The organism is Microbacterium sp. MMO-113 (assembly GCF_037148555.1).
Classification (GTDB): Bacteria; Actinomycetota; Actinomycetes; order Actinomycetales; family Microbacteriaceae; genus Microbacterium.
This window is the reverse complement of sequence record NZ_JBBCTD010000007.1, coordinates 1-12808: the sequence shown is the minus strand read 5'-3', so window position 1 is coordinate 12808 and position 12808 is coordinate 1. Positions and strand designations below refer to the sequence as shown.

Below are 12808 nucleotides of genomic sequence, written 5' to 3'. Positions count from 1 at the left end.
CGCTACGCTGGGGGCTCGGCCTATGCTGACAGGAAATGGAGCGGGTTCGGAGTGGCAGAGCGTCAGGACTTGTCGGTTGATCGGACAGATCGTCCGGATCGATCGCCCTCGGTCCTGCGCGTCAGGGACGTGCTCGCGCTCCCCGCGGTGCAGGAAGGGGCGCCGTCCGTCCTCGTCGGAGGCCCGGCGCTGGACGCCGGGGTGCGGTGGGTCCACGCCTCGGACAGCGCCGCCGTCGCCCGCCTGCTCGACGGCGGCGAGCTGCTGCTCACGACCGGCGCCGCCTGGCCGACGAGCCCCGCAGCGCTGCGCGTGCTCGTCGCGGAGCTGGCGGCGGTCGGGGTGTCCGGCATCGTCGTCGAACTCGGCTCGCGGATGCCCCGCGTCCCGGCTGCGGTCGTCGAGGCCTGCGCCACCTCCGGCCTCGCTCTGATCGCGCTCGGGGCGGAGGTCAAGTTCGTCGCGGTGACCGAGGCCGTGCACCGCGCGCTGATCGAGGCCCAGACCGCGGCGCTCCGCGAGCGTCAGCGACTGCACGACCTCTTCACCGCCCTCAGCCTCCGTGGCGCGCCGGCCGACCTCATCGTGTCCGAGGTCGCCCGCGCACTCGATGCCCCGGTCCACCTCGAGAATCCGGCGGGGGAGGTCGTCGCGACCGAAGCGCTCCGCGTCCCGGTCGCCGAGGCCCTCCGACAGGGGGAGCGGGGCGGCGATCGGGTGCCCGTGCAGGCGCGCGGAGTGCGCTGGGGCTGGCTCGTCGCGGCGGAGGGCCCGCCGCATCCCGCTGGTCGGGCCACCGTCCTGGAGCTGGGGGCGACGGCCCTCGCCTTCGGCTGCCTCGCCGATGGGGAGGGGGCGTGGACCGTGCTCGCCCATCGCAGCCTCGTCGAGGATCTTCTCGGCGCGCGGTTCGCCCGCGAGGAAGACGTCGAGGTCCGACTCCGGCGACTCGGGCTCGACCCGTCGGGCGGGAGCGTCTCCGGCCTCGTCTTCCGCACGGACGAGGACGCGGAGATGCTCGTCGCCCGCGCCCGTGCAGCGGGCCTGCCTGCGGTGGGGGCCCGGCGCGGAGCCGACGTGGTCCTGCTCGTGGCCGCCGGAGCCGATGCGCTGACCGATGCCGTCCTCGCGCACCTGTCCGGCGGGGCGCCCGTGACCGTCGGACCGAGCGCCGAAGGCGTCCTCGGGCTCCTGGCCTCGATCCGCGCCGCGCTCGACCTCGCCGCACGGCCGTCCGGGGGCGACGTGCCGGTGGTCCGGCGCGTCGCCGATCGGCCGCTCGAACGCCTCGTGTCGGCCCTGCGCGACGATCGGCGGCTCCAGGCGCACAGCGAGCAGATGCTGGATCCGCTCGTCCGTCACGACCGGGATCGCCGCGGAGACCTGCTCGCGGTCCTCGCCGCCCTCGTCGCACACCCCGGCAACCGCTCCGCGGCGGCGGCCGCGAGCCACCTCTCCCGCTCGGTGTTCTATCAGCGCCTCGCGCTCATCGGCGACCTGCTCGGCGCGGATCTGGACGACGGGGAGACCCTCGCTGCCCTGCACCTCGCCCTCCTCGCCCGCCGTCGCGAGGAGACGCGGCCGCGCTGAGGCCGACCGTCAGCGCGTGCCCCAGGCGAACTGCTGCTTCTGGAGCTTCGCGTAGATGAAGGTCTCGGTCGACACCACGCCCGCGATGGGACGGATGCGATCGTTGACGAGCGCCAGCAGATGGTCGTCGTCCTCGCACACCGCCTCGACGAGCACGTCGAACGATCCGACCGTGATCACGACGTAATCGACCTCGTCGATGGCGGCGATCGCCTCCGCCACGCCTCTGGCATCCCCGGCCACCTTGACGCCCACCATCGCCTGCCGACGGAAGCCGAGCTGCATCGGATCCGTCACCGCGACGATCTGCATCACCCCGGACTCGGTGAGCCGCTGCACCCGCTGCCGGACGGCGGCCTCGCTCAGGCCGACGATCCGGCCGATCTCGGAGTACGAGCGCCGCCCGTCCTCCTGCAGCATCTCAACGATGGTCTTGGAGATCGCGTCGAGGGTATGGTCCTTCTTCGACGGTGCCATGGTGCGATCTTGGCACCGCGGACGGTCGTGGACAACGGGGTGTGCGTGCGCCCGCTCAGGCCTCGATCGGGCCCAGCCAGGCGCTCGCCGCGGTGGCGTGCGCCGACTCCGGGTCGGAGGGGTGGAACGCGCCGGCGAGGACGTCGCGGTAGAGCCGGGAGAGCTCGTTGGCGCTGAAGTACGAGCCGCCGCCGGCCACCAGCATGGCCTCGTCGACCACCTGCTTGGCCATCGTCACCGCGCGATGCTTGACGCCCGAGAGCGCGGGGAACCACCCGGCGCCGCGGTCCGCGCGCTCGTCGACATCGCGGGCGACCACGGCGATCTGCGGAGGGAGCGCGTCGTAGGCGAGCGCCATGTCGGCGATCCGCCAGCGGATGTCCGGATCCTGGCTGTACGCGGCGCCGCTCTTCTTGGAGCGACGCCGGTGGGCCGTCGCCACGGCCAGCTCGAGGGCCCGCCGGGCGATGCCGGTGTACACGGAGGCGAGGAGGATCTCGAAGACCGCGAAGATGCCGAAGACGATCGGGTCGGGGCTCGGGCCGGGGTCGATGCGCCGCACGACGTGCGCCGCGTCCGCGACGGCCCCGTCGAGGCGCGTGGTCCGGCTCTGGGTGCCGCGCATGCCGAGGGTGTCCCAGTCATCGGCGGTGGTGACCGCGGACGTGCGGTCGACGAAGGCGAACACGAGCTTCGGCGCGTCCGGGCTCGTGGTGTCGAGTCCGTGCAGGCCGAGCTTCGTCCACACCGGGGCGAGCGAGGTGAAGATCTTGGTGCCGGTGAAGGCGTAACCCCCGGCGCCGTCCGGGACCGCCGCGGTGTCGCTCCCGAACAGCACGAGGTCGTTGCCGCCCTCGCTGATGCCGAACGCGAAGACCTCGCCGGCCACGGCGCCGTCCTGCACGAACTCGAGACCGGGGACCCCGCGGTCCGAGAAGACCTTGGCGACGCCGGTCCAGACGAGGTGCATGTTGATCGCCAGGGCGGTCGCGGGCGCGGCCCCCGCGAGCCGCTGCTGGAGGAGGGCGGCCTGCTCGAGGCCGAGTCCCGCGCCACCGCGCTCCCGGGGCACGAGGATCGACAGGTAGCCGGCCGCGCGGAGCTCATCGAGGTCGGCCTGGGGGAAGGTGTTGTCCCTGTCGTGGATGGGGGCGCGCTCGCGGATGCGGTCGAGCAGGTCGTCGGGGAGATACACCGACGGGTCGAAGTCGGTCATGCCAGAGCCTCCAGGAGCTGTCGGATCGATTCCTCCGGGCGGTCGCGATGCACCGAGTGGCCGGCGCCGGACACGACCGACAGGGAGATGCGGGGGTTGCTCGCGAGCACCTCGTCGGCGAGGGCTCCGGTGAAGATGCTGGAGACGGCGGGATCGCCCCCGATCACGTGCGTGGGCACGGTCAGACGGGCTGCGTGTGCGCGGACATCCCACGGCTGGTTCTGTGCGCTGGTCTGCTCGACCGCCCACGCGCTCGCCCGCCGGACGGCGTCGACCTTGAGCTCCTGATCCTGCGGGTGCCAGTGCGGGTGCTCCTGCCGCACCGCGTCGAGGCGGTTGTCGGCGAAGGCGCGCTCCTGGCTGCGGCGGACGTCGGCCGCGTCCCGCTGGACGATGTGGATCGCGGGATCGATGAGGACGAGGCGGCGTGTCCAGTCCGCGTCCGCCGCGGCGGCCACCGTCCCGGCGGCGCCGCCGAGCGAGTGTCCGACGACCGCGTCCCAGGCGCCCGCACCGGGAGGGCGCGTGGCGGCGAGGTCCGCGGCGTAGGCCGCGACGGAGTAGTCGAGCGTGCGCGGGGCGTCGCCGTGGCCGCGCAGGTCCACTGCCGTCGCGTGCCAGCCGGCTGCCGCGAGGGCGTCGCCGAGACGCCACATGAGCGCGCCGGAGGATCCCAGGCCGTGCACGAGGAGTGCGCGTCGCGGTGCAGCGGCATCGCCCCAGCTCAGGCGGGGGAGGGTCACGGGAGCGGGCATGGCACCAGCCTACGACCGCCCTGGGACGTGGCGGGCGGCGTCAGCGCGCGGGCTCCAGTGGTGGCAGGTCGGCCGCGATGCGGAGCACCCGCGCGGCGGCCTCATGTCCGGCGGCCAGGCGGGTGTCGAGGTCGGCGCCGTCGAGGGTCGCGGCGAGGAACCCGGAGGCGAAGGCGTCTCCGGCACCGACGGGCTCGACGACGTCGACGGTCGGGGCGGGCACGAACACCGGGTCCGCGTCGCCGAGGAAGGCCGTGGCGCCGACGTCGCCGTCCTTGACGACGAGCAGACCGCAGTGCGGGAGGTGGGCGCGGATCTCCGCCGCCGTGGCGGTGCCCCAGATGCGCTCGGCCTCATCGCGGCCGACGAAGGCGATGTCGGCGGCGTCGGCCAGGCGAGCCAGGGTGGCGGACGCCTCCTCGGGCCTCCACAGCGCCCGGCGGTCGTTCACGTCGAAGGAGACGACGGCTCCGGCGGTGCGCGCGTCGGCGAAGAGCTGGTCGACCATCGCCAGGCAGGTCGGCGACAGGGCAGGCGTGATGCCCGTGGTGTGCACGATGCGCACGCCGGCGAGCTGCGCGGGGGACAGGAACCCCGGTGCCATGCGCGAGGCGGCCGAGCCGCGGCGGTAGTAGTAGACGGCCGACGACTCCACGCCGGGATCCTTGAACATCACACCTGTCGGTGCCTCGGCGTCGAGCTCGGTCCACAGCTCGACGCGACGCTGTTCCAGCTCGGCGGTGAGACGTCGGCCGAGGGGATCGTCGCCGAGGCGGGAGGCCCAGGCGGCGCGGTGGCCCGCGGCCGCCAGGCCGACCGCGACGTTCGCCTCCGCGCCGGCATGCGTGATCGACGCCGTGTCGGCGGACGCGAGGTCGGCGCCGGTCGGCGTGATCAGTGCCATCGACTCGCCGACGCACACGATCGCGGGGGAGGAGGACGGGACGGAGGGGCTCATGAGGGGGTGACCGCCAGGGGCTCGGTATCGGGATGGGGGCTCGCGTCGCGGTGACGCAGATCGGGGAAGGAGCGCACGAACACGATCGAGACGAGCAGTCCGACGCCCGCGAAGATGGTGGCGGCCAGGTAGGCGCCGCGCCAGTCGCCGACGTCGACGAGGAAGCCGGCGACCGCCGATCCGGCCGCGGCGCCGATGAGCTGTCCGGTGCCCGCCCAGCCGAAGGCCTCGGCGGTCTCGCTGAACTTCACGCTGGCCGTGGTGATGGCGAACAGCACCGCCAGGGCGGGAGCGATGCCGATGCCGGCGAGGATGAGCGTGCCGCCCAGCCAGAACACGTTGAGCATCACCATCGTGAGGGCCAGGCCCACGGTGACGATGAGCAGGCGGCGCGCCATGGCCCAGGGGCCGATCGGGATGTGACCGAAGGCGAGGCCGCCGGCCAGGCTGCCGGCGGAGAAGACGGCGAGGACGAGGCCCGCCGCGAGGCTGCCGTGCTCGAACGTCGCGACCACGCCGACCTCGACCGCCGAGCAGGCGCCGATGAGAAGGAAGCCGATGACCGTCGCGAGGAGCACGGGCGGCTTGAGCACGACCTTGCCCAGCGCATTGCGGCTGCGGGGGATGCGCACGCGGCCGACCTCGGGGGAGAGGATGAACCATGCGCCGCCGGCGACGAGGACGATCGCCACCAGGAGCAGGCCCTCCATGGTGCCGACCTGGGTGGAGACGAGGGTGATGACCACCGGGGCCAGCACCCAGATGATCTCCTGCAGGGACGCGTCGAGGGAGAACAGCGGCGTGAGCTGGCCGGCGTTCACGAGCTTGGGGTAGATGGTGCGCACGGCCGCCTGCACGGGCGGCGTGGAGAGGCCGGCGATCATGCCGAGGGCCATGTAGCCGGGAACCGAGAGGGGCAGCAGCCCGAGACCGAGCACCGCGATCACGCAGACGGACAGCGTGAGGGTCAGCACCCGCCGCATGCCCCAGGCGCCCATCCAGCGGCTGGTGATGGGGCCGGCGACCGCCTGGCCGACACTGGTCGCGGCGAGCACGAGGCCCGCCGATCCGTACGATCCGGTCTGCTGCTCGACGTGCAGCAGGATCGCCAAGGACATCATCCCGTTGGGGAAGCGCGCGGTGAGCTGGGCGGCGATCATGCGGCCCACTCCCGGCGTGCGAAGAAGATCCCGATAGCCCGCCACCAGACAACGGTACCGGGCCGCGGGGACGTCGGGGAGACGGGCCGGTGGCCGAGGTGCCGCGACACGCCGTGGACACGCCGACCGACGAATTCCACAGGCCTGGGGATGTCCGAAGCCCGTCGTAAGGTGCCGCCTGTGGATGGATCCCTCACAGGCTCCTCCCAGCCGCGATTTCCCGCGGCTGGACGACCTCGGGAGAGGGGGTCCGCCTGTGGAAGAAACGGTGGACAACCTGTGTTGTATCTGTAGAGAGCGGTGGAAAAACTACACGGATGTAACTACTACCCCTTGTGGTCGCACCGAATGTCCGTCCCTATATGTAGTATTGAGATCCCGGCGGAGGTCTGCCGGAGAAACCAGAGATTTGAGGGGTTCAGATGTCGATCACGGTGTACACCAAGCCTTCCTGCGTCCAGTGCAACGCGACCTACCGTGCCCTGGATGCCAAGGGCATCGAGTACGAGATCCACGACCTGTCGGAGGACCCGACGGCGCTGGAGCAGGTCAAGGCGCTCGGCTACATGCAGGCGCCGGTCGTCGTCACCGACGAGGACCACTGGTCGGGCTTCCGCCCCGACAAGATCGACGAGCTCGCGTCCCGCCTGGCGTGACCGACCATGAGCGCCGTCGCGACCGCAGCGCCGCTCCTGGTCTACTTCTCGAGCGTGTCGGGTAACACCGCGCGCTTCATCGAGAAGCTCGGGCTACCCGCCCGACGCATCCCCCTCCACCGGAACGAAGAGGATCTCGTCGTCGACGAGCCCTTCGTCCTGGTCACCCCCACCTATGGCGGGGGTGCCGGGCGCGGGGTCGAGAAGGGGGCCGTGCCCAAGCAGGTGATCCGGTTCCTCAACGACGAGCGCAACCGGCGTCACATCCGCGGGGTCATCTCCGCGGGCAACACCAACTTCGGCGACGCGTTCTGCCTCGCCGGCGACATCATCAGCCGCAAGTGCCACGTGCCTCACTTGTATCGGCTCGAGATTTTCGGCACACAGGACGACGTGGATCGCGTGAGCGACGGATTGGAACGACGGTGGAATCTTCAGTGACCGAGACAGTGGCATTCAAGGTGAACCCCGCGTACGAGGGCCTGGACTACCACGCCCTCAACGCGATGCTGAACCTGTACGACGCGAACGGGAAGATCCAGTTCGACGCCGACAAGCGCGCCGCGCGGGAGTACTTCCTGCAGCACGTGAACCAGAACACGGTGTTCTTCCACTCGCTCAAGGAGCGCCTGGACTACCTCGTGGAGAAGGAGTACTACGAGGGCGCCGTCATCGAGAAGTACTCGTTCGACTTCGTGCAGAAGCTCAACGATCTCGCCTACTCGAAGAAGTTCCGCTTCGAGACGTTCCTGGGTGCGTTCAAGTACTACACGAGCTACACGCTGAAGACGTTCGACGGCAAGCGCTACCTCGAGCGCTTCGAGGACCGCGTCGTGATGACCGCGCTCGCCCTCGCGGATGGCGACGAGAAGCTCGCCGTGAACCTCGTCGAGGAGATCATCTCCGGTCGCTTCCAGCCGGCCACCCCGACCTTCCTCAACGCGGGCAAGGCCCAGCGCGGCGAGCTCGTCAGCTGCTTCCTGCTGCGCATCGAGGACAACATGGAGTCGATCGCCCGCGGCATCAACTCCGCGCTGCAGCTCTCCAAGCGCGGCGGCGGCGTGGCCCTGCTGCTGTCGAACATCCGCGAGTCGGGTGCCCCGATCAAGCAGATCGAGAACCAGTCCTCGGGCATCATCCCCGTCATGAAGCTCCTCGAAGACAGCTTCAGCTACGCCAACCAGCTCGGCGCGCGTCAGGGCGCGGGTGCGGTGTACCTCAACGCCCACCACCCCGACATCATGCGCTTCCTCGACACCAAGCGCGAGAACGCCGACGAGAAGATCCGCATCAAGACGCTGTCGCTCGGCGTCGTGGTGCCGGACATCACGTTCGAGCTCGCCAAGAACGACGAGGACATGTACCTGTTCTCGCCGTACGACGTGGAGAAGGTCTACGGCGTCCCGTTCGGCGACATCTCGGTCACCGAGAAGTACCGCGAGATGGTCGACGACCCGCGCATCAAGAAGACCAAGATCAACGCGCGCGAGTTCTTCCAGACCGTCGCCGAGATCCAGTTCGAGTCCGGCTACCCGTACGTCATGTTCGAGGACACGGTCAACAAGGCCAACCCCATCAAGGGGCGCATCAACATGTCCAACCTCTGCAGTGAGATCCTGCAGGTGAACACGCCGACCACCTACAACGACGACCTGTCGTACAAGGAGATCGGCAAGGACATCTCCTGCAACCTCGGCTCGATGAACATCGCGCTGTCGATGGACGCCGACGACCTCGGCCAGACGGTCGAGACCGCGATCCGCGCGCTCACGGCGGTCAGCGACCAGAGCCACATCGGCTCGGTCCGCTCGATCGAGGACGGCAACGACCGGTCGCACGCGATCGGCCTCGGCCAGATGAACCTGCACGGCTACCTCGCCCGCGAGCACGTGTTCTACGGCTCGGAGGAGGGTGTCGACTTCACGAACATCTACTTCTACACCGTGCTGTTCCACGCGCTGCGCGCCTCGAACCAGCTCGCGATCGAGCGCGGCACGACGTTCGACGGGTTCGCCGACTCGACCTACGCGTCCGGTGAGTTCTTCGACAAGTACATCGACCGCGCCTGGGTCCCGGAGACCGAGAAGGTCAAGGAGCTCTTCGCGGGCAAGCACATCCCGACGCAGGAGGACTGGGTCCAGCTCAAGGCGTCGATCCAGGAGCACGGCATCTACAACCAGAACCTGCAGGCCGTGCCGCCGACGGGCTCGATCTCCTACATCAACAACTCGACCTCCTCGATCCACCCGATCGCCTCGAAGATCGAGATCCGCAAGGAAGGCAAGCTCGGTCGCGTCTACTACCCGGCGGCGTTCATGACGAACGACAACCTGGAGTACTACCAGGACGCGTACGAGATCGGCTACGAGAAGGTCATCGACACGTACGCCGCGGCCACGCAGCACGTCGACCAGGGTCTGTCGCTGACGCTGTTCTTCAAGGACACCGCCACCACGCGTGACATCAACAAGGCCCAGATCTACGCATGGCGCAAGGGCATCAAGACGATCTACTACATCCGTCTGCGTCAGCTGGCGCTCGAGGGCACCGACATGACCGAGTGCGTCTCGTGCATGCTCTGACACTTCGACAGGCTCAGTGACCCAGGAACTAGGACAAGAATGACTCCTCACTCCCCGCTCAAGCTGGTCTCCAGCGTGCAGGCGATCAACTGGAACCGCATCCAGGACGACAAGGACCTCGAGGTCTGGAACCGTCTGGTGAACAACTTCTGGCTGCCGGAGAAGGTGCCGCTGTCGAACGACGTGCAGTCGTGGAACACGCTCACTCCCGACGAGCAGCTGCTCACCATGCGGGTGTTCACCGGGCTCACGCTCCTCGACACGATCCAGGGCACCGTCGGCGCGGTGTCGCTGATCCCCGACGCGATCACGCCTCACGAGGAGGCCGTCTACACGAACATCGCGTTCATGGAGTCGGTGCACGCCAAGAGCTACTCCTCGATCTTCTCGACGCTCGCGTCGACGAAGGAGATCGACGAGGCGTTCCGCTGGTCCACGGAGAATGCGAACCTTCAGAAGAAGGCGCAGATCATCATGGACTACTACCAGGGAGACGACCCGCTCAAGCGCAAGGTCGCCTCCACGCTGCTGGAGTCGTTCCTGTTCTACTCGGGCTTCTACCTGCCGATCTACTGGTCGTCGAAGGCGAAGCTGACGAACACGGCCGACCTCATCCGCCTCATCATCCGCGACGAGGCCGTGCACGGGTACTACATCGGCTACAAGTTCCAGCGCGGACTTGAGACGGCCGACCAGGCGCGCAAGGACGAGCTCAAGGACTACACGTTCTCGCTGCTCTACGAGCTCTACGACAACGAGGTGCAGTACACGCAGGACCTCTACGACGGCGTCGGGCTGACCGAGGACGTCAAGAAGTTCCTGCACTACAACGCCAACAAGGCCCTGATGAACCTGGGCTACGAGGCGATGTTCCCCTCCAGCGTCACGAACGTGAACCCGGCGATCCTGTCGGCGCTCTCCCCGAACGCGGACGAGAACCACGACTTCTTCTCCGGTTCGGGCTCCTCCTACGTCATCGGCAAGGCCGAGGCCACGGAAGACGACGACTGGGACTTCTGAGTTCGCGGGTGGGGAATTGCGCGCATATGAATCGCTCTCTTCATACGACTTTGAGCGTCTAGTTAGAGACCTTCTTCAAGCCGAGTGGAAGGAGAGACTAGAGTCGTTCTCTCCCGGACCGGACGGTGGGGTCGACGTCCGGCTTCTGCGCGCTGGCGCACTGCGTACCGTCCAGTGTAAGCACTCGCCGGGACGAACGCTCCTTCAGCTCAAGTCGAAGCTAGAGCTTGAAGCCAAAAAGGTGGCTTCAAGCGACCTTGGCGAGTACTGGCTAGCGACAACAGCGCGCGCGAGCCCGGGAGCGAAAGCTGCAATCGCCGCAATATTCGGGAAGCAGAAGCTGCGGCAAGAGCACATTCTTGCCTGTGAAGATCTCGAGAACCTTCTCGATCGTCACGGTGAGGTTGAGCGCCTACACGTGAAACTATACGTTTCGAGCCTGGCGGTGCTGAAGACCGTTTTGCATCATGCCGTATACGAGCGGCAACGGTATTTTCTCGAGCGCGCGACAAGGCGGGCGAGACTCTTCGTTACGAGTGACGCGACTCAGCTCGTGCATGAATCGCTTGGGAAGTACGGGATGTCCATCATCACCGGTCCTCCCGGGGTGGGGAAAACTACACTCGCAGAATCGGTAGCTTTGACATACGCTGCGGACGGCTACGAGGTCTTCGACGTTCGGAATGCCTCGGAGATAGAGAACGTGTGGCAGCCCGGTGCGAAGCAGCTGTTTCTGTACGACGACTTTCTCGGTCAAACGAGTCTTATGGAGAAGCTGTCGAAGGGTGAGGATCACTCCCTCGACTTGCTAGCACAGCGACTGCGAGATGCGAAATCGCACAAGATGATTCTGACCACGCGTCAGTACATTCTGACCGCGGCTCAAAGCACCTATAGTAAGTTGCGAACTGCTCGCGTCCTCGATTCGAACGTAGTTGTAGATGTCAGTACATACAACTCGTTTCAGCGGGGACATATCCTGTTCAATCATATTTACTACTCCGGGCTCGGGCAGGCCGCTAGGCGAAGCATTACCCGCGATCGCGCCTATCTCCGAGTGATTAGGCACGCCAATTATAATCCGCGTCTCATCGAGTCGATTGTGTCCGCTGCTCAAGCACTTGGAGGTGGGTCGAAGGGGGCAGGGTTTGCTGAGTTCATGCTGAATTCCCTCAACTCGCCCTCTGCCTTGTGGAACAGTGTGTATGAAGTGGAGCTCACCAGTGCCCAGCGAGCGCTCGCGCTAGCGATCTGTGTCGGCCTATCGGATACTTCCAAGACGAGTGCAGTTGCGACTGCGCAATCGGTTTTGTCGGCGTGGGGTGAATCTACGGTGGTAACTGACTCTGACGTAGACGTCCTCGAGGGTATTTTTATTGATCTTGATCGGGACGCGTTTGGAGAATATGAGTTCTCGCCAAAAAACCCCAGCATCAGAGACTTTCTACTATCGCGACTCTTTTCAGATCTTCGAGCTTTCAGGGCGCACCTGCAATCAGCAGAACCTTCATCGATCGCAGTCCTCTTCGCAATGTTGAGTGGCAAGGGAATCCGCGCCTCCAGGCCGTGGCAGGATTTGGACGTTCCTAGCCGGATGGCTCTTTTGGGGGCAGTCGATGAGTTTTTCTTGCCGATTCTGAGGCGGTCTCAAGGAATAGACGGCCTGCGGCTCGTCGCCATTGGCATGGGCGTTCTGGGTGATCCTGCTCACAGGGCTCGGGTTAGAGCGACAACCGACATACTGAAGCTCACGCATAATTTCATGCGTGAGGAGTCAGATGTTGACGCGCGTATTCGGGCGTACTGGGCGCTTGAGCCGTCGCTAACCGCGAGTGAAGCGGAGATTCTCGCCACGGAAGTTCGCCGAGTATGGGTTGATGATGAGATTCGGATGCACGACATCTCAGCGGCTCACGAATTTGAGCGCGAATGCGAGTCTGGTGTGGAGTCACATCTCGAAGCTATGCTCGTCGAGAGCATCGAATGGGCCCTCGATGATCCCGACAGGGATGGGTACGATTCGGATTTTGAATTGCTCCACGCTTTGCAGAGCGTACTCGAGTCTTTCCCGGTCGAATTTGTGGACGTGAAAGAGAGAGTTCGCGAGCGGTTGAATGAAGTATGGGAGCCCGACCCGGACGACGACTTCGACCGTCGTGAATGGTCGAACAGGGACCGCGAGGATCTTCACGAGGTCGACGTCCTCTTCGCTCACCTTGAGTGAACCTGGGCTGCGAGGCTGTTTTCGCTGCAGCTTCACCAACGTGAACTCGGCCAGCCTGGCGGCGCTCTCCCCGAACGCGGACGAGAACCACGACTTCTTCTCCGGTTCGGGCTCCTCCTACGTCATCGGCAAGGCCGAGGCCACGGAAGACGACGACTGGGACTTCTGAG

The 12808-nt window shown here is 66.7% G+C and carries 11 protein-coding genes and 1 pseudogene; 7 read left to right on the top strand and 5 right to left on the bottom strand.

What is annotated here, in order from left to right:
* Positions 1 to 129 precede the first annotated feature (129 nt).
* On the top strand, positions 130 to 1590 hold the full coding sequence (locus tag WFJ36_RS16990) for a PucR family transcriptional regulator (protein WP_336643807.1): 1461 nt from the start codon (positions 130 to 132) through the stop codon (positions 1588 to 1590).
* Positions 1591 to 1599: 9 nt separating this feature from the next.
* Here WFJ36_RS16990 and WFJ36_RS16985 read toward each other — a convergent pair whose 3' ends face one another.
* The 5 genes from WFJ36_RS16985 to WFJ36_RS16965 are packed head-to-tail and all read right to left on the bottom strand — an operon-like array spanning position 1600 to position 6201.
* Positions 1600 to 2067, bottom strand: a complete 468-nt coding sequence (locus WFJ36_RS16985; protein ID WP_071329100.1) for an Lrp/AsnC family transcriptional regulator — start codon at positions 2065 to 2067, stop codon at positions 1600 to 1602.
* A gap of 55 nt (positions 2068 to 2122) precedes the next feature.
* Positions 2123 to 3283, bottom strand: a complete 1161-nt coding sequence (locus WFJ36_RS16980; RefSeq protein WP_336643806.1) for an acyl-CoA dehydrogenase family protein — start codon at positions 3281 to 3283, stop codon at positions 2123 to 2125.
* Positions 3280 to 4038: an alpha/beta fold hydrolase gene (locus WFJ36_RS16975; RefSeq protein WP_292785809.1), complete on the bottom strand. Its 759-nt coding sequence runs from the start codon at positions 4036 to 4038 to the stop codon at positions 3280 to 3282. The genes WFJ36_RS16980 and WFJ36_RS16975 overlap by 4 nt, the downstream gene beginning before the upstream one ends.
* A gap of 40 nt (positions 4039 to 4078) precedes the next feature.
* Entirely contained in the window at positions 4079 to 4996 is a 918-nt protein-coding gene (locus WFJ36_RS16970; RefSeq protein WP_071329097.1) for a sugar kinase, read from the bottom strand.
* Entirely contained in the window at positions 4993 to 6201 is a 1209-nt protein-coding gene (locus WFJ36_RS16965) for an MFS transporter (RefSeq protein ID WP_177173824.1), read from the bottom strand. Before WFJ36_RS16965 ends, WFJ36_RS16970 begins: the two co-directional genes overlap by 4 nt.
* A gap of 377 nt (positions 6202 to 6578) precedes the next feature.
* Here WFJ36_RS16965 and nrdH point away from each other — a divergent pair, with 377 nt between their 5' ends.
* The 6 genes and pseudogenes from nrdH to WFJ36_RS16935 form a co-directional block, all read left to right on the top strand.
* Positions 6579 to 6812, top strand: coding sequence for a glutaredoxin-like protein NrdH (gene nrdH / locus WFJ36_RS16960; protein WP_017202656.1), 234 nt, complete (start codon positions 6579 to 6581; stop codon positions 6810 to 6812).
* Between the two features lie 6 nt (positions 6813 to 6818).
* The gene (gene nrdI / locus WFJ36_RS16955) at positions 6819 to 7253 is read left to right on the top strand and encodes a class Ib ribonucleoside-diphosphate reductase assembly flavoprotein NrdI (RefSeq protein WP_060922465.1); all 435 of its coding nucleotides are present in this window, start codon (positions 6819 to 6821) and stop codon (positions 7251 to 7253) included.
* Positions 7250 to 9394 carry a class 1b ribonucleoside-diphosphate reductase subunit alpha gene (gene nrdE / locus WFJ36_RS16950; protein ID WP_060922464.1) on the top strand — a complete coding sequence of 715 codons (2145 nt, stop codon included), beginning with the start codon at positions 7250 to 7252 and terminating at the stop codon, positions 9392 to 9394. Before nrdI ends, nrdE begins: the two co-directional genes overlap by 4 nt.
* Before the next feature lie 39 nt (positions 9395 to 9433).
* Positions 9434 to 10414, top strand: coding sequence for a class 1b ribonucleoside-diphosphate reductase subunit beta (gene nrdF / locus WFJ36_RS16945; RefSeq protein ID WP_060922463.1), 981 nt, complete (start codon positions 9434 to 9436; stop codon positions 10412 to 10414).
* A gap of 16 nt (positions 10415 to 10430) precedes the next feature.
* The gene (locus tag WFJ36_RS16940; RefSeq protein WP_336643805.1) at positions 10431 to 12638 is read left to right on the top strand and encodes a restriction endonuclease; all 2208 of its coding nucleotides are present in this window, start codon (positions 10431 to 10433) and stop codon (positions 12636 to 12638) included.
* A pseudogene (locus WFJ36_RS16935) lies at positions 12635 to 12807 on the top strand (class 1b ribonucleoside-diphosphate reductase subunit beta); the annotation flags it as partial. The gene WFJ36_RS16940 and the pseudogene WFJ36_RS16935, both read left to right, overlap by 4 nt.
* Position 12808 lies beyond the last annotated feature (1 nt).

What these genes read in the sequence shown, in the direction of transcription:
- WFJ36_RS16985 (WP_071329100.1), bottom strand. Translation starts at nt 2,067, where the DNA reads ATGGCACCGTCGAAGAAGGACCATACCCTCGACGCGATCTCCAAGACC.
- nrdH (WP_017202656.1), top strand. Translation starts at nt 6,579, where the DNA reads ATGTCGATCACGGTGTACACCAAGCCTTCCTGCGTCCAGTGCAACGCG.
- WFJ36_RS16970 (WP_071329097.1), bottom strand. Translation starts at nt 4,996, where the DNA reads ATGAGCCCCTCCGTCCCGTCCTCCTCCCCCGCGATCGTGTGCGTCGGC.
- WFJ36_RS16975 (WP_292785809.1), bottom strand. Translation starts at nt 4,038, where the DNA reads ATGCCCGCTCCCGTGACCCTCCCCCGCCTGAGCTGGGGCGATGCCGCT.
- nrdF (WP_060922463.1), top strand. Translation starts at nt 9,434, where the DNA reads ATGACTCCTCACTCCCCGCTCAAGCTGGTCTCCAGCGTGCAGGCGATC.
- nrdI (WP_060922465.1), top strand. Translation starts at nt 6,819, where the DNA reads ATGAGCGCCGTCGCGACCGCAGCGCCGCTCCTGGTCTACTTCTCGAGC.
- WFJ36_RS16980 (WP_336643806.1), bottom strand. Translation starts at nt 3,283, where the DNA reads ATGACCGACTTCGACCCGTCGGTGTATCTCCCCGACGACCTGCTCGAC.